Raw genomic sequence first — 16,270 nt, 5'->3', positions numbered from 1 at the left:
CTGGTCGCCGGCAGCGGTCAGCGCTGGTTCGCCAAACATCAGGTGATCGCGGATCGCGGCAATGCCCTGCTGTTCGCGGATCTGCTGGAAATACCAGCCGCCATCGACGGTATCGCCGTACAGGCAGGCGCCGACCAGCACGTCATCCTTGATCACCAGTTTTTTGTAGATCCCGTCGATCGGGTCGCGCAGGGTGATGGTCTCGGTGCCTTCGCCGCCCATGAAGTCGCCAGCGGAGAACAGGTCGATGCCGGTGACTTTCAGCTTGGTCGAGGTCACCGAGCCTTTGTAGGTGGCAAAGCCCAGCTGTGCCAGGTGGTTGGCGCAGACCTTGGCCTGCTCGAACAACGGCGCCACCAGGCCATAGGCAATGCCGCGATGGCTGGCGCATTCGCCGATGGCGTAGATGCGCGGGTCATAGGTCTGCAGGGTGTCGTTGACCAGGATGCCGCGGTTGCAGGGCAGGCCGGCTTGCTCTGCGAGCTCGCTGGCCGGGCGGATCCCGGCGGCCATCACCACCAGGTCGGCGGGGATGATGTCACCGTTCTTGAACTGCACCGAGCCGACCCGACCGTTGCCGGTGTCGAGCAGGGCCTGGGTCTGCTCACCCAGGCGAAAGTGCAGGCCACGCTGTTCCAGGGCGGCTTGCAGCAACTGGCCGCTGGTTTTGTCCAATTGCCGTTCCAGCAGCCACTCGCCGATGTGCACCACGGTCACGTGCATGCCGCGAAGCATCAGGCCGTTGGCCGCTTCCAGGCCTAGCAGGCCGCCGCCGATGACCACGGCGTGACGGTGGGTCCGGGCGGTGTCGATCATGGTCTGAGTGTCGGCGATGTCACGGTAGCCAATCACCCCCTGCAGGGTGTTGCCCGGGATCGGCAGCATGAAGGGCGTCGAGCCGGTGGCGATCAACAGGCGGTCGTATTCGGCGCTGCTGCCGTCGGCAGCGATCACCCGGCGCTTGATCCGGTCGATCTCCACCACTTTGCGGTTGAGCAGCAAGGTGATGTTGTGGTCCTGGTACCAGGTAAGGTCGTTGAGCTCGATATCTTCGAAGGTCTGTTCACCTGCGAGCACCGGGGAGAGCAAGATGCGGTTGTAGTTGGTGTGGGGTTCGGCGCCGAAAACCGTGATGTCATACAGGTCGCTGCTCAGCTTGAGCAGTTCTTCGAGCGTGCGGATCCCGGCCATCCCGTTGCCGATCATCACCAGTTTCAATTTTTTCATCGGGTTCTCCGCAAGCTCAGGCCAGTGTCATCGGGTCGATAGGACTGGCTCGGTGTATTTCGCGCAAACAAAAAAAGGCGTCCCGCTAGTGGCCTAGCGAGGACGCCTTTGTCCTGGTCCCGTTCTCTCGGGCAGCGCACCCTTCGTCGTTGAAGGCTGGGCTTTATGTGTGGTGAAAGGGCTAATGCAGTGGTTGTGCCAAGTGGCGTAGGCCGCCGCTTTATCGGGCCCATCGCGGTGTTCGGGCGCTGCCGGCGGGGTTTTCTGCACCGATTGAAGGCGCGGCGCACAGCAATGGCGCGACGCTCCTGGGTTTGCGCGGCCCAGGGTTAGTGGCGAACAAGGGAAAACAGCAGCACCAGGTTGATCATCAACAACACCAGCGCCAGGGTCCGCCAGACTTTCACCGGCTCGCGCTCCAGCAGCGGCCTGGGTCGCACGCTCAAGCTGCCGCGCTCGCCGTGTTCGAGAATCAGCAGCCATTGCTCGGCGGTTTCGTAGCGCTGGGCCGGGTCGGCATCTACCCCGCGCTCCAGGCTCTGCCCCAACCAGTCCGGCAGATCCGGGCGGTAGCGCTGGGCATTCACCGGCTGGCCGAAGCGCGGACGCTGGAAGGCTTCGATTTCGCCGTAGGGAAAATGCCCGGTGGCCAGGTAATACAGGGTCACGCCGACGGCATACAGGTCTTGTTGCGCAGACGGCGCCTCACCGTTGAAGGCTTCCGGGGCGATGTAGCTCGGGGTGCCGGGCAGTGCGTTGGCCTGGTCTTCGGACAAGCCCGGGCAGTACGCCAGGCCAAAATCCAGCAGGCGCAGCTCACCGTCTTCACTGAGCAGCAGGTTTTCCGGCTTGATGTCGCGGTGCAGAATCTGCCGCCGATGCAACAGGCCCACCGCGCGCAACAGGCGCTCGGCCAGTGCCTGCCATTGCGCCAGCGGCAGGGGACCGGTCTGGGCGAAGGCCTGGGCAAGGGTCTGTCCCGGGTATTCGCGCATCAGGTAATACAGGTGCTGACGCTGGGTAGCCGGATGGACCTCGGGAAAACTGCGCCCGGCGACGCGCTTGAGAAACCACTCCTCCGATAGCAGGGCCTGGGCGGCCTGGCTGTCGTCGCTCAACTGCGCCGGCAAGGTTTTCAGCAGCCATGGTTGCTGCTGGTTGTCGTGGACCCGATAGATCAGTGACTGTTGGCTTTGCCCCAGCAGTTTCTCGACCTGCCAGCCTTCGAAGCGCTGGCCGGGCTTGAGGGGAGGCGGCAAGGGCCATTGCTGCAGGTGGATCAGCGCGTCGCCGATGCTCGCCTCGCCGAGGGCGTCGACCCGCACCAACAGCGCGCTGGCATTGTCCTGGCTGCCGGCCAGGTGCGCGGCATTGACCAGGGTCTGTGCCGCGCTGTGCAGGTCCGGTTGATCGCGCAGAATCGCGGCAATCGTGGTGTCGCCCAAGGTTGCCCAGACGCCATCGCTAAGCAGCACGAAGCACTCGCCGGCGCGCAACTCGCCATCGAGAAAATCCAGCACCAGGTGTTGGTCCAGGCCCAGGGCACGTTTGAGCACATGCTGCATGCCCGGTTGCTCCCAGACGTGGTCCTCGCTGATGCGTTGCAATTGCTCGGCGTGCCAGCGATACACCCGGCAATCGCCGACGTGGGCCAGGGTGAAGCGTTGTCCGCGCAGCACCAGCGCACTGACGGTGGTGAGCAGCGGCAAGCCGCCACCGTTGGCCTGCAGCCAGCGGTTCTGCGCCAGTAGCAGGCGGTCCAGGGACTGCGCCACGCCCCAGGTCTGCGGGGTGGCGTAGTAGTCCAGCGCCAGCGCCTGCAAGGTGGTACGTGCCGCCAGCCCACCATCGGCGCATTGGCTGACGCCATCGGCGATGGCGAACAGACACCCCTTGCTCGCGGCCAGCTCCGCGGCGGGAGTAACCAGGCGCAGGGCGTCCTGGTTTTCCTCGCGCGGGCCGATGGCGCTGGCTTCGGCAAAGCTCAATTGCAGACTCATCGACGCCTCAGACCCGCGCGGCGGTCACGGCAGCCGAGCCCCAGGTGGTTCTCCAGCGGCGCTTGACCCCGTGCAGGCCGAACCACGCCAGGACGCCCAGGCTGGCGAACAGCCACAAGGCCAGTTGATAACTGCCGGTGCTCTGCTTGATCGCCCCCATGCCGGCGGCGAGGGCAAACCCGCCGATCCCGCCCGCCATGCCGATCAATCCGGTCATCACGCCGATTTCCCGGCGAAAACGCTGGGGCACCAACTGGAACACCGCGCCATTACCGGCGCCAAGGCCAAGCATGGTGCAGACGAACAGGGCCAGTGCCGCATAGGAACTGGGCAGGTTGAAGCCGACGGCGGCAATGCACACGATCGCGACACCGTACATCAGCAGCAGGGTGCGGATCCCGCCGAAGCGATCGGCCAGGGCGCCACCCAGTGGGCGCATCAGGCTGCCGCCAAACACGCAGGCGGCGGTGTAGTAGCCGGCAGTCACCGGGCTCAGGCCGTACTGGTCGTTGAAGTAGCCGGGCAGGGCACTGGCCAGGCCGATGAAACCGCCAAAGGTCACGCAGTAGAAGAACATGAACCACCAGCTGTCGCGATCACCGAGGGCCTTGAAGTAGTCGCTCATGGATTTGGCCTTGGGCCGTTGCGGCGCGTTTTTCGCCAGCCAGGCGAAGACGATCAAGGTCAGGATCAGCGGGATCAGGGCGAAACCGAATACGTTGCTCCAGCCAAACGCGGCTGCCAGCACCGGCGCGATCAGCGCGGCGAGCACGGTGCCCGAGTTGCCCGCACCGGCAATGCCCATGGCTTTGCCCTGGTGCTGCGGCGGGTACCACTGCGAGGCCAGGGGCAGGGCGACGGCAAACGAAGCCCCGGCCATGCCCAGGAACACCCCCAGCAGCAGGGCTTGCTCGTAGCTGTGGATGCCCAGCTTCCAGGCGCCGAACAGCGCGCAGATGACGATGACCTGACCGATCAGGCCGGCGGTCTTGGGCGACAGGCGGTCAGCGAGCAAGCCCATGACAAAACGCAGCAAGGCCCCGGCGAGGATCGGCGTGGCCACCACCAGCCCGCGCTGTTGGGTGGTCAGGTGCAGGTCGGCGGCAATTTGCACCGCCAGGGGGCCCAACAGGTACCAGACCATGAAGCTCAGGTCGAAATACAGGAATGCCGAGAACAGGGTCGGGGTATGACCGGATTTCCAGAAGCTTGAATTCATCGCGCACCTCAGCGGTTAAGAGTCTCGAAGGAAGTCGTGAGCTTGGCGGTGGCGCGCCGCGACGGCCGCACCACCGGCCCCGGGCTGTGGGGCCAAAACGAAAAAACGCCGCAACCCGCTGCGCTTGCGCGAAAGGGGTGTGCGACGTCGTTGTCGTAGGTGGGGCAACCGCCGTTGGTTACCTGTACCGATTACTTAGCGATATCTGTGCCAACAAGTACGAGCGAGGTAAACCACTGTAGGAGCGAGCTTGCTCGCGATGGTCGTCAACGATGACGCGCCAAGCCAGATTCAGCGCGGCGTCCTTACGTCCTTCGCGAGCAGGCTCGCTCCTACAGGTTTTGGTGGGTGCATGGGGGATCTGCGAGCGAGGTAAGCCACTGTAGGGGCGGGTGCCCGCTTGCGGCCTGCTCGCGATGGACGTCAACGATGACGCGCCAAGCCTGATTCAACGCGGCGTCCTTACGTCCTTCGCGAGCAGGCTCGCTCCTACAGGTTTTGGTGGGTGCATGCGGGATCTGCGGGTGATCAGAATCACTGTAGTAGCGGGTGCCCGCTTGCGGCCTGCTCGCGATGGTCGTCAACGATGACGCGCCAAGCCTGATTCAGCGCGGTGTTCATTCCAGCAGTTCACTCATGGCAATGATCTGCTCGGCCACCTGGATCAGCTTCTGCTGGCGGCTCATAGCCTGGCGGCGCATCAGGGTGTAGGCCTGTTCTTCGTTGCAGGCCTTCATTTTCATCAGTAGACCCTTGGCCAATTCGATGCGCTTGCGCTCGGCCAGTTGCTGGTCACGGGCAAACAGTTGGGCGCGCAGGGCCTGGTCGCTTTCAAAGCGCGCCATGGCCACATCCAGGATCGGCTGCAGGCGGGCGGCATGGATGCCTTCGACGATGTAGGCACTGACGCCGGACTTGATCGCCTGGCGCATTACGCCGGGGTCATGTTCGTCGGTGAACATCACGATGGGCCGTGGTTGGTCGCGGCTGACCAGCACCACTTGTTCCAGCACGTCGCGGCTGGGTGACTCGGTATCGATCAGGATCACGTCCGGGCGCACCGTTTCGACGCGCGCGGGCAGGTCGATGGTCAGGCCGGATTCGTCGATCACCTCAAACCCGGCTTCAGTCAGGGCGGACTTCAGGCGCCCGACTTTTTTGGCGGTGTCGTTGATCAGCAGGATTCGCAACATGCTCATGCTCTCCTGTCAGGGCTGGGCGCGCAGGGTGGGGGTGTCGGTCATGGCGTGCAGGCTGAAACCGCGGGCATAGGCCGCCGGGTCCGCACCGTCCCAGATCTTGCCGTCGATCAATTGGCTGCTGCGCATCTCATGGCTGTCCGCGGTTATGCCCAGGGCCCCGGCCGCGTCGCGGTACAGGCCCAATTGCTGGACCTGGCGTGCCACGCCCAGGTAATCTGGATCGTCGCGCAGCAAGCCCCAGCGGCGGAACTGGGTCATGAACCACATGCCGTCGCTCAAGTAGGGCATGTTCACCTCGCCATGGCCGTGAAAACGCAACGGGTGCGGGTCCTGCCAGCGATTGCCGAGCCCGTCGGCGTAATCGCCCAGCAAGCGCGGTGCAATGTTGTCCGCCGGGGTGTCGAGGTAGTCGGCGGCGCTGAGCAACTGTGCGGTGCTGCGGCGGTTTTCCGGGCTTTGTTCGATGAACCGGCTGGCTTCCAGGATCGCCATCACCAGCGCCCGGGCAGTATTGGGGTATTGCTCGACGAAGGCGCGCGTGCAGCCGAGTACTTTTTCCGGGTGGTCAGGCCAGATGGCCTGGCTCGTCGCCAGGGTAAAGCCGAGGTTCTGTTGCACCGCACTGGCGCTCCAGGGTTCGCCCACGCAAAACCCGTCGATCCGCCCGGCCTGCAGGTGCGCGACCATTTGCGGCGGTGGCACCACCACGCTGGTGACATCCTGCAGTGGATGAATACCCTGGCTGGCCAGCCAGTAATACAACCACATGGCGTGGGTGCCGGTGGGGAAGGTCTGGGCGAAGGTGAGTTTTGGGCGAGTTTGGTGCACGTGCCGATCCAGCGCCTCAGGACTGGTCACGCCCAGGCTTTGCAGGCCGTGGGAAAGGTTGATGCTCTGCCCGTTCTGATTCAGGCCCATGAGTACGGCCATGTCGGTGGCGGCCACGCCGCCGATGCCCAGGTGTACCGCGTACACCAGGCCATAGAGGCTATGAGCGGCGTCCAGCTCTCCGCTGACCAGCTTGTCCCGCAGGTTGGCCCAGGACGATTGGCGCTTGAGGTTCAAGGTCAGGCCATAAGGCTGGGCGAAGCCCTGGGTGGCGGCTACGACCACCGAGGCGCAATCGCTCAGGGCCATGAAGCCCAGGTTGATCGAGGTCTTTTCCGGCGCGTCGCTGCCGTTGACCCAGGCCAGTGGGCCGACTGATGGTTCGTTCATCGAGAGTGCACCTTGCAAAAAAAAGCGTCGTCCCGGGCCTCTGTGCAAGCCAAGTCGGATGACGACGCCATGGTCTTTCGACTCATCCCGGCGCTGGCATGAGTATGGATAAGGTTCACGGTGCAAGGCATATGCCATTGCCGAGGGATTTGTACATGTACCTCGCCTGCGACCCCGATGCCCGGCTATAATCGCCGCCTTATTTCGCCGCCGACCGAGTCAAGCCCGCCCATGTATACCCTGGCCCGCCAACTGCTGTTCAAACTCTCCCCGGAAACCTCCCACGATCTGTCCCTGGACTTGATCGGCGCGGGCGGACGCCTGGGCCTGAACGGCTTGCTGTGCAAGGCACCGGCCCATGTGCCGGTGAATGTCATGGGCCTGGACTTCCCCAACCCGGTCGGCCTGGCTGCAGGCCTGGACAAGAACGGCGCGGCCATCGACGGTTTTGCCCAACTCGGTTTTGGTTTTGTCGAAATCGGCACCATCACCCCGCGCCCGCAACCGGGTAATCCAAAACCACGGATTTTCCGCTTGCCGCAAGCCGAAGCGATCATCAACCGCATGGGGTTCAACAACCTCGGCGTCGATCATTTGCTGGCCCGGGTTGCCGCGGCCAAGTACAAGGGCGTGCTGGGGATCAACATCGGCAAGAACTTCGATACCCCGGTCGAGCGTGCGGTCGACGATTACCTGATCTGCCTGGACAAGGTCTACGCCCACGCCAGTTATGTCACGGTCAACGTCAGCTCCCCCAATACCCCGGGGCTGCGCAGCCTGCAGTTCGGTGATTCGCTCAAGCAACTGCTGGCCGACCTGGCCACGCGCCGCGCCGAGTTGGCCCTGCGACACGGCAAGCATGTACCCCTGGCGATCAAGATCGCCCCGGACATGACGGACGAAGAAACCGCGCAGGTGGCGCAGGCGCTGATCGAAACCGGCATGGACGCGGTCATCGCCACCAACACCACCCTGAGCCGCGTGGGCGTCGAAGGCATGGAACACGGTGACGAGATGGGCGGCCTGTCGGGCGCTCCGGTGCGCGAGAAGAGCACTCACACGGTCAAGGTGTTGGCGGCGGAACTGGCTGGGCGCTTGCCGATCATTGCCGCGGGCGGGATTACCGAAGGACGGCACGCGGCTGAGAAAATCGCCGCGGGTGCCAGCCTGGTGCAGATCTACTCGGGCTTCATCTACAAGGGCCCGGCGCTGATCCGTGAATCGGTCGACGCCATCGCTGCTTTGCGCTAATACCGCGCCGAACGCAGGCTGCGCCAGCTGCTACAGACAGCAATAAAAAAGGGCCCCTCAAGGGAGCCCCTGGGCCGAAGCCCGCCGTCCGGAGAGGACGTGCATGGTTAAGTCGTTACGTAATCAAGTTGTCGTGTCGGAGTGTGTGCCCTGTTTAGCCGACGGCGTGAAGTTCGTTGAGTCTATGGATTCCCGCAGTGCCGGTCATACCGTCCCAGTTGTCGCCGCGTCCTTCTCGCCAGCCGTTAATCCAGGCTTGGCGTACCGACGGTAGAGTAAATGGGCAAAGCTCACGGGATTTGCCACCAACGCCATATTGATATCCGCGCAAAAATGCTCTTTCCAACGGATCACGCTTAAGTCTTCTCATAGGGTGTTTCCCTCACTTGTTGACTGTATGTGTCGCGTCGACCTCTATCGAGGTCAGGCAGAAAACGCTCTGCCAATGGCGGCTCGCTGCCGGCGTGGCGAGCCAAGGTGTTGACGTCATTGCGGCGTCAACCTGTGTTGAGTTCTAACCAATGCGTCACATCGAGGGAATGATCGTTTTGTCATAAGGACGTAACGATAAAGATGTTAAGGCCATAAGAAACATCGAGGGTTTTGCCGGGTGGTTGGCCAAACCCCGCTATGATCAGGCTCTCAAAGAATGATGAGGCTAATGCTTCCAGCCTCATGTCCAACCGATGCACTCAGTTACTATTCGACGAAGGGTCGAGTTATGACATTTTGTTGCATCGAATTTTTTATCTGCCCGGGCATCTAAGCTCATTCCAGCCGGTTGGCTGGAATAGCCGCCAGGGTGGGACGGCACACCTTCGTGCCACGCGAGCGCTCTTTTAGAAAAGCGCTTGATTGAAAACCGAGCGGTCAATGCGTTGCCCGTTCACTTATTGCTAAAGGCCCTGGAATTCCCATGTCGGATCGTTACGAACTCTTCCTCACTTGCCCAAAAGGCCTTGAAGGCCTGCTCATCGAGGAAGCCGTCGGGCTTGGCCTTGAGGAAGCGCGCGAGCACACCTCGGCTGTGCGCGGCATGGCCACCATGGAAACCGCTTATCGCCTGTGCCTGTGGTCGCGCCTGGCAAACCGCGTGCTGTTTGTCCTCAAGCGCTTCGCGATGAAGGACGCCGAAGACCTCTACCACGGCGTGCTGGATATCGAGTGGCAAGACCACATGCTGGCGGATGGCACCCTGGCGGTGGAATTCAGCGGCCACGGTTCTGGCATCGACAATACCCACTTCGGCGCCCTGAAGGTCAAGGATGCGATTGTCGACAAACTGCGCACGCCAACGGGCGAACGTCCGTCGATCGACAAGCTCAACCCGGACCTGCGCATTCACCTGCGCCTGGACCGTGGCGAAGCGATCCTGTCCCTGGACCTGTCCGGGCACAGCCTGCACCAGCGCGGCTATCGCCTGCAGCAAGGTGCCGCCCCGCTGAAGGAAAACCTCGCGGCGGCGATCCTGATCCGTTCCGGCTGGCCACGCATTGCAGCCGAGGGCGGCGCCCTCGCTGACCCGATGTGCGGTGTCGGTACCTTCCTGGTCGAGGCGGCGATGATTGCCGCTGACATGGCACCCAACCTGCGTCGTGAGCAATGGGGCTTCACTGCCTGGCTCGGCCACGTGCCGGCGCTGTGGAAAAAACTCCATGAAGAAGCCAGCGCACGTGCCGCTGCCGGCCTGGCCAAGCCACCGCTGTGGATCCGCGGTTACGAAGCCGATCCGCGCCTGATCCAGCCAGGTCGCAACAACGTCGAGCGTGCGGGCCTGAGCGAGTGGATCAAGATCTACCAGGGCGAAGTGGCCACCTTCGAGCCGCGTCCGGACCAGAACCAGAAAGGCCTGGTGATCTGCAACCCTCCGTACGGCGAGCGCCTGGGCGACGAGGCGAGCCTGCTCTACCTCTACCAGAACCTCGGCGAGCGCCTGCGCCAGGCCTGCTTGAACTGGGAGGCGGCGGTGTTCACCGGCGCGCCGGACCTGGGCAAGCGCATGGGCATTCGCAGCCACAAGCAATATGCCTTCTGGAACGGCGCCTTGCCGTGCAAGCTGCTGCTGATCAAAGTGCTGCCCGACCAGTTCGTCACCGGCGAACGCCGGACCCCCGAGCAGCGCCAGGCCGAGCGGGAACAGGCGATCTACGATCAGGCACCGGTCGAGCCGCAAGAGCGCCAATACAACAAGAATGGCAATCCGATCAAACCCGCCCCGGCCCCGGCACCCGTGGTCGAGCAGGCCCGCCTGAGCGAGGGTGGGCAGATGTTTGCCAACCGTCTGCAGAAGAACCTCAAGGCCCTGGGCAAGTGGGTCAAGCGCGAAGGGATCGACTGCTACCGCGTGTACGATGCCGACATGCCTGAGTACTCGATGGCCATCGACCTGTACCACGACTGGGTGCATGTGCAGGAATACGCTGCACCGAAGTCGATCGACCCGGAAAAAGCCTCGGCGCGGATGTTCGATGCCCTGGCTGCCATTCCCCAGGCCTTGAACATCGACAAGAGCCGTGTGGTGGTCAAGCGTCGCGAGCGCCAGAGCGGGACCAAGCAGTACGAGCGCCAGAGTGCCCAGGGCAAATTTGTCGAAGTCAATGAAGGCGGGGTCAAACTGCTGGTCAACCTGACCGACTACCTCGACACCGGGCTGTTTCTCGATCACCGTCCAATGCGCATGCGCATCCAGAAAGAGGCGGCCGGCAAACGTTTCCTCAACCTGTACTGCTACACCGCGACTGCCAGCGTGCATGCGGCCAAGGGTGGCGCGCGCAGCACCACCAGCGTCGACCTGTCCAAGACCTACCTGGACTGGGCGCGCCGCAACCTGTCGCTCAACGGTTTCTCCGACAAGAACCGCCTGGAGCAGGGCGATGTCATGGCCTGGCTGGAAGCCAACCGTGATGAGTTCGACATGATCTTCATCGATCCGCCGACCTTCTCCAACTCCAAGCGCATGGAAGGCATTTTCGACGTCCAGCGTGACCACGTGCAGTTGCTCGACCTGGCCATGGCGCGCCTGGCGCCGGGCGGGGTGTTGTACTTCTCCAACAACTTCCGCAAGTTCCAGCTCGAAGACAACCTCACGGCGCGCTATGCCGTCGAGGAAATCACCGCGCAAACCATCGACCCGGACTTTGCCCGTAACGGCAAGATCCACCGCGCCTGGAAAATCATGGCGCGCTAAGGTTCGACGGGTCCCATAGAGCCTTGATGCGTCTCGGCTCTATGGGTGTTCGGCTGGCAAAGCTAATGGCGAATAGCTATAACTTCAGACAAGGCCCAGGTGACGCCGAAGCTCGCTGGCGTTTGAGTTTTGCTTATGCCGTTGCATGCCGCACGACCAAAAATCCTGGGCTTCATCAATGAAGATGTCTCGGCCTGGCTGGTAGCACTGCTGGCGTTGTTGGCCGGTGGCGTGCTAACGAGCCTGCTCGCCTGGACGGCCCTCAATGCCCACCAGCAACAGGTGGCGCAGCGTTTTCAGTTGCTGGCCAGTGAACGCAAGAGCCGGATCGCCGAGCGTTTCGCCGATCAGGAACAGCGCCTCGATAGCCTGCGACGTTTTTTCCTCAACTCCACTGCGGTTTCCCGCGAAGAGTTCGACGGCTACACCCATCCCTTGTTGCAACGCACCCTGGCCTATGGCTGGGCGCCGTTGATCGCCGGCGACCAGCGCGTGGCCTTCGAGCGCGAGGTACGACAGCAAGGCCTCGACGATTTTTCCATTCTCGACCTCGATCCTGCGGGCGGCACGCACGTGGCCCAGTGGCGCGCACAGTACGCTCCGCTGTTGTACAAGCAGACTTCAGGCATCCAGGGCGCACCCCTGGGCGTGGACTTGCTGGCCCAGCCCGCACGCCAGGCAACCCTGGACAAGGCCCGCGAGCTGGGGGTGATGGTGGTGTCGCAACCGCTGCAGTTGCCAGGTGTCGCCGCCGAGTTCGCCAGCGGTGTGTTGCTGGCAGCGCCCGTCATGCGCCAGGCCGCAACTGCCGATGGCAGTCCTGCGCTGCGCGGGTATGTGCTGGCGGTGCTCAGTATCGGGCAGTTGGTGGCCGACGGGTTTACCCAGCAGAACCAGGACAACCTGGTGGTGGAGATCGCGGGGCGCAGCCTCGACCAGCAACCAGAGCGGCTCTACCAATCGGCCAACGCGCCGGCGCACCAGCCGCTGCACGAGCGTTCGCTCTTGCGCCTGGGGGATCGCATCTACGATCTGGAGGTCCGCACCAGCGCTGCCTTCGAGCAAGCCAACCGTTCGGCCATCACCAGCCTGGTGATCATGGGCGGGTTATTGAGCCTGCTGCTCAGCGCCTTGCTCTATATCCTGGTCAGCCAGCGCCAGCGCGCCTTGTCCCTGGTGGAGCAGCGCACCCGGGAACTGGGGGACCGCGAGCAGGAATTGCGCGCAGCCCACGCGCAATTGCGCGGAGTGCTCGATGCCGCGACCCAGGTGGCGGTGATTGTCACCGACTTGCGTGGCGTGATCACCACCTTCAACGCCGGTGCCGAACACATGCTCGGTTATCCCGGCAGCGAGGTGCTGGGGCATGTCACCCTGGAAAGCCTGCATCTGCCCCGAGAACTGGAAGAGCGAGCGGCCGAGTTGAGCCTGCGCTATGGCAAGCCGGTGCCGGCGTGCCAGGCGATGCTGGTGCCGGACGCCAAGGAACTCGCACATGAGCCCCGGGAGTGGACGCTGGTGCGCCGCGATGGCAGCCATCTGCTGGTGAACATGCTCGCCACCGCGGTGCTCGATGACCTGGGGTTGTGGGTCGGGCACCTGGCGATTTGCATTGATATCACCGAGCGCAAGCGTGTGCACGAAGCCCTGGCGGCACGCGACCTGTTGCTGAAAAAACTCAGCGCCCACGTACCGGGTGGCATCTATCAATTCAAGATGGCGGCGGACGGGCGCTTCAGTGTGATCTACGCCAGCGACGGCATTCGCGATATCTACGAGCTCGATCCGCAGGCGTTGCTGGAGAACGCCGAGGTGATTTTCGAGCGTATCCATCCGCTGGATGTGAGTCGGGTTCGGGCCTCGATCCGTACTTCCTCGCAACGGCTGAGCCCCTGGCGGGAAGAATACCGGGTGCTGCTGCCGGTGCGTGGCCTGCGCTGGGTCAGGGGCGAAGCCACGCCGGAAGAATTGCCCGGTGGTGGGGTGCTGTGGCATGGCTACATCTCGGACGTTTCCGACATGAAGCGAGTCGAGGAGGAGTTGCGGGCCCTGTCGGTGACCGATGCCCTGACCGGGATCCACAACCGGCGCTACTTCCAGGAGCGCCTGACCCTGGAAATGGCCCGGGTGTCGCGGGGCAATGGTGAATTGGCGGTGATCATGCTGGATATCGATCACTTCAAGCGAATCAACGACCGCTACGGCCATGCCGCGGGCGACCGGGTGTTGCAGGCGGTGTGCCAGCGGATTGCCCACCGTCTGCGCTGTACCGATGTGTTCTGTCGCCTGGGGGGCGAGGAGTTCATGGTGCTGTGCCCGGACACCGACGGCCAGCATGCGTATCACTTGGCGGTTGAACTCTGGCAAAGCCTGCGCACCACGCCCATCGACGGCCTGGGCACGGTGACCGGCAGTTTTGGGATTGCCAGTTGGCGCCCGGGGGAGGGCGCCGATGCCTTGCTGCTGCGCGCCGACTCGGGGGTGTATGCGGCCAAGCAGGCGGGCCGGGATCGGGTGGTCGAGGAGTTGCCGTAGTTGTCGACGACTGCGCACCCTGCGGCGCGCAGCCTTGACTCGTGGCCTAGAGGACCGACGCGGTGGCTGCCAGTTTTGGCTGGCGATACAGGTCCAGCAACACTTGATCGAGTACCGACGAAGCACCAAAGGGCGCCTTGTCGTTGAGGATCGCGACCACGGCCCAGGTGTTGCCATTGTTGTCGCGGCTGAAGCCGGCAATCGCCCGGACGGTGTTCAGGGTGCCCGTCTTGACGTGGGCTTCACCGCGCATCGCCGTGGTTTTCAGGCGTTTACGCATGGTGCCGTCCATGCCGGCAATCGGCATCGAGCTGACGAATTCGGCCGAGTACGGGCTTCTCCAGGCGGCCTGCAGCATGCTTGCCATCTCACGGGCGCTGACGCGCTCGGCACGGGACAGGCCGGAACCGTTCTCCATCACCAGATGCGGCGCAGTGATGCCTTTTTTCGCCAGCCACTGGCGTACGACCCGTTGGGCAGCCATGGCGTCGTCGCTGTCGGCGCCAGTGCGGAATTTCGCGCCCAGGCTGAGGAACAATTGCTGGGCCATGGTGTTGTTACTGTATTTGTTGATGTCGCGGATGATCTCCGCCAGGTCCGGGGAGAATGCCCGGGCCAGGACCTTGGCGTCCTTGGGCACCGCGCCCTGGCGATCCTTGCCCTGGATGCTGCCGCCCAGTTCCTGCCAGATCGCCCGTACGGCGCCGGCGGTGTAGGTGGCGTGGTCGAGTAGCGAAAGGTAGGTCTGCGAGCTGCAGCCGTCGCCCAGTTGGCCGGCCACGGTTACGGTGACGCTGCCGTCGGCCTGGGTTACCGGGTTGTAGCGCACGCCGCCGGCGCACTGCTTGGAGTTGACGGCCTTGACCTGGTTTTCGATGCGGATGCTGGCAATCGGCGGTTCGACCGATACCAGGACCCGGCCCGAATCATTACGGGCCACGAAGCGCAGGGCCTTGAGGTTGACCATGGCCGCGTCGGGCTTGACCAGGAACGGCTTGTTGTCGTCATTGCCGTCATCGTTGAACTGCGGCAATTGCGGTTGATTGAAGAAGCTGCGGTCCAGCACCAGGTCGCCGGTGACTTGCTGCACGCCATTGGCCCGCAGGTCGCGCATCAGCAACCAGAGTTTTTCCATGTTCAGTTTCGGGTCGCCACCGCCCTTGAGGTACAGGTTGCCGCGCAGGATGCCGCCGCTGAGGGTGCCGTCGGTGTAGAACTCGGTTTTCCACTGGTGGTTGGGGCCGAGCATTTCCAGGGCCGCGTAGGTCGTCACCAGTTTCATGGTGGACGCCGGGTTGACCGAGACGTCGGCGTTGAACACGGTCGGGGTGCCCGGGCCGTTCAGGGGGATCATCACCAGCGACAGCGCACTGTCGGGCAGCTTGCTGGCCTTGAGGGCTTTTTCGACGTTGGGAGTGAGGGCGGTATTGACGGGCGCAGCAGAAACGGTAAAGGCCAGGGGGATAAGCAGGCCGGCCAGCAACAATGGACGCAAAGATCTGATCATATGAAATAAAACCCTACAGCCGAGGGGAAAAAAGATGAGGGCATGAAGATAAATTCCCTCAGTGGTCACGAAATTGTCGGCATTATGCCCAAGGTATAGCGCTTTGTGCCGCAAGCAGGTGAGCTAATCGGCTATTTTTTTTAGCGGAACCAAGGCGGGCGCCCAGAGAGTTACTTATGAGGATCGTTCCCCATGCTTAATCACGGACAGTGAGGGAGCTGAATAGGGGAGAGATTTCGGGGGGGGGGGACTCAAATCGACGATAAGGGTTCTTTTCTTGAACCAGAATCAAAAAGGGCCATCACGATGGATGGCCCTTTGAACATCAAGCTACCGGATTGATCGGCTTTTCCGGGTACCAGACGTCCAGCAACGGGCTGACGGTGACTTCAGTCAGTTCGCTGCGGCCTTTGAGCCAGGCTTCAACAGCAGCACGCTGCTCTTCGGAAACCGAGCCACGCTTCTGCAGGCAAACCAGACCGTAGTCGTCGCCGCCAACATAGCCCAGGCCGTTGGCTTCCATCGCTTCTTTCAAAAACGCGTCGAGGAATGCATCGATTGCCTCGTCAGCCAAATCTTCCTTGAAGTCCAGGTTCAGCTCGAAGCCCAATTCCTGGAACTCGTCTACACAGAGCTTTTTACGCAGACGCTGGGAGCGGTTAGTGGCCATGAAACAATCCTCTTGAGTAATAACGCCGCGCATCTTATCAGCTACGCGGCACCTCTGCCTGATTGAGTGAGGCGCTGGCCACGCGAAGCAGTTGCTCCATCGCATTTTAGCTCCGCCATTTTCGAGGATGGCCGGTTGCTGGTGGCGCAGATGTTCATGGTCACCAGCACCAAGACCGCGTTGGCGAGGGCTTTCGAGATGAGTTATGGAGCGCAACTCAATTCGGTCCTGATTCTGTGCGTGCATTCGATTTA

Annotated in this window: 10 protein-coding genes and 1 pseudogene; 3 read left to right on the top strand and 8 right to left on the bottom strand. The window is 62.8% G+C overall.

The genetic code is table 11. The features are described from left to right. The 5 genes and pseudogenes from CKW24_RS04110 to CKW24_RS04085 all read right to left on the bottom strand — a co-directional run. Positions 1 to 1,227, bottom strand: a pseudogene (locus CKW24_RS04110) (NAD(P)/FAD-dependent oxidoreductase); the annotation flags it as partial. A gap of 329 nt (positions 1,228 to 1,556) precedes the next feature. Beyond that, positions 1,557 to 3,227, bottom strand: coding sequence for a bifunctional protein-serine/threonine kinase/phosphatase (locus CKW24_RS04105; protein WP_095165470.1), 1,671 nt, complete (start codon positions 3,225 to 3,227; stop codon positions 1,557 to 1,559). Between the two features lie 7 nt (positions 3,228 to 3,234). Continuing rightward, positions 3,235 to 4,446: a NarK/NasA family nitrate transporter gene (locus CKW24_RS04100; protein WP_095165469.1), complete on the bottom strand. Its 1,212-nt coding sequence runs from the start codon at positions 4,444 to 4,446 to the stop codon at positions 3,235 to 3,237. Positions 4,447 to 5,063: 617 nt separating this feature from the next. Further along, entirely contained in the window at positions 5,064 to 5,639 is a 576-nt protein-coding gene (locus CKW24_RS04090) for an ANTAR domain-containing response regulator (RefSeq protein ID WP_095165467.1), read from the bottom strand. A gap of 15 nt (positions 5,640 to 5,654) precedes the next feature. Continuing rightward, positions 5,655 to 6,866 (bottom strand): CmpA/NrtA family ABC transporter substrate-binding protein, encoded by a 1,212-nt coding sequence (locus CKW24_RS04085; RefSeq protein ID WP_095165466.1) that lies wholly within the window; start codon positions 6,864 to 6,866, stop codon positions 5,655 to 5,657. Between the two features lie 231 nt (positions 6,867 to 7,097). On the opposite strand from CKW24_RS04085, the gene CKW24_RS04080 reads away from it, so the two are divergent. Continuing rightward, positions 7,098 to 8,117 carry a quinone-dependent dihydroorotate dehydrogenase gene (locus CKW24_RS04080; RefSeq protein ID WP_095165464.1) on the top strand — a complete coding sequence of 340 codons (1,020 nt, stop codon included), beginning with the start codon at positions 7,098 to 7,100 and terminating at the stop codon, positions 8,115 to 8,117. A gap of 154 nt (positions 8,118 to 8,271) precedes the next feature. Here the strand turns inward: CKW24_RS04080 and rmf are convergent, their stop codons facing one another. Further along, entirely contained in the window at positions 8,272 to 8,487 is a 216-nt protein-coding gene (gene rmf, locus CKW24_RS04075) for a ribosome modulation factor (RefSeq protein WP_003223300.1), read from the bottom strand. Between the two features lie 546 nt (positions 8,488 to 9,033). On the opposite strand from rmf, the gene rlmKL reads away from it, so the two are divergent. Then, positions 9,034 to 11,304, top strand: coding sequence for a bifunctional 23S rRNA (guanine(2069)-N(7))-methyltransferase RlmK/23S rRNA (guanine(2445)-N(2))-methyltransferase RlmL (gene rlmKL / locus CKW24_RS04070; RefSeq protein WP_095165463.1), 2,271 nt, complete (start codon positions 9,034 to 9,036; stop codon positions 11,302 to 11,304). 135 nt (positions 11,305 to 11,439) lie between these two features. Then, on the top strand, positions 11,440 to 13,839 hold the full coding sequence (locus CKW24_RS04065; protein ID WP_095165461.1) for a GGDEF domain-containing protein: 2,400 nt from the start codon (positions 11,440 to 11,442) through the stop codon (positions 13,837 to 13,839). Between the two features lie 46 nt (positions 13,840 to 13,885). On the opposite strand, the gene dacB is transcribed toward CKW24_RS04065, so the two are convergent. Together dacB and CKW24_RS04055 are read right to left on the bottom strand one after the other, a co-directional pair. Beyond that, on the bottom strand, positions 13,886 to 15,346 hold the full coding sequence (dacB, locus tag CKW24_RS04060) for a D-alanyl-D-alanine carboxypeptidase/D-alanyl-D-alanine-endopeptidase (RefSeq protein ID WP_095165459.1): 1,461 nt from the start codon (positions 15,344 to 15,346) through the stop codon (positions 13,886 to 13,888). A gap of 325 nt (positions 15,347 to 15,671) precedes the next feature. Further along, positions 15,672 to 16,016, bottom strand: a complete 345-nt coding sequence (locus CKW24_RS04055; protein ID WP_095165457.1) for a YggL family protein — start codon at positions 16,014 to 16,016, stop codon at positions 15,672 to 15,674. Positions 16,017 to 16,270 lie beyond the last annotated feature (254 nt).

Origin of the sequence: Pseudomonas sp. Irchel 3H3, from assembly GCF_900187635.1 — a bacterium.
GTDB lineage: Bacteria > Pseudomonadota > Gammaproteobacteria > Pseudomonadales > Pseudomonadaceae > Aquipseudomonas.
Note: the sequence above shows the minus strand (reverse complement) of the source record. Positions and strands in the feature narration are given on the sequence as shown.

Excerpts from the sequence above, each read along its gene's own strand:
- CKW24_RS04065 (WP_095165461.1), top strand. The coding sequence starts at position 11,440 with ATGCCGTTGCATGCCGCACGACCAAAAATCCTGGGCTTCATCAATGAA.
- CKW24_RS04100 (WP_095165469.1), bottom strand. The coding sequence starts at position 4,446 with ATGAATTCAAGCTTCTGGAAATCCGGTCATACCCCGACCCTGTTCTCG.
- CKW24_RS04090 (WP_095165467.1), bottom strand. The coding sequence starts at position 5,639 with ATGTTGCGAATCCTGCTGATCAACGACACCGCCAAAAAAGTCGGGCGC.
- CKW24_RS04080 (WP_095165464.1), top strand. The coding sequence starts at position 7,098 with ATGTATACCCTGGCCCGCCAACTGCTGTTCAAACTCTCCCCGGAAACC.
- rlmKL (WP_095165463.1), top strand. The coding sequence starts at position 9,034 with ATGTCGGATCGTTACGAACTCTTCCTCACTTGCCCAAAAGGCCTTGAA.
- rmf (WP_003223300.1), bottom strand. The coding sequence starts at position 8,487 with ATGAGAAGACTTAAGCGTGATCCGTTGGAAAGAGCATTTTTGCGCGGA.
- dacB (WP_095165459.1), bottom strand. The coding sequence starts at position 15,346 with ATGATCAGATCTTTGCGTCCATTGTTGCTGGCCGGCCTGCTTATCCCC.
- CKW24_RS04105 (WP_095165470.1), bottom strand. The coding sequence starts at position 3,227 with ATGAGTCTGCAATTGAGCTTTGCCGAAGCCAGCGCCATCGGCCCGCGC.
- CKW24_RS04085 (WP_095165466.1), bottom strand. The coding sequence starts at position 6,866 with ATGAACGAACCATCAGTCGGCCCACTGGCCTGGGTCAACGGCAGCGAC.
- CKW24_RS04055 (WP_095165457.1), bottom strand. The coding sequence starts at position 16,016 with ATGGCCACTAACCGCTCCCAGCGTCTGCGTAAAAAGCTCTGTGTAGAC.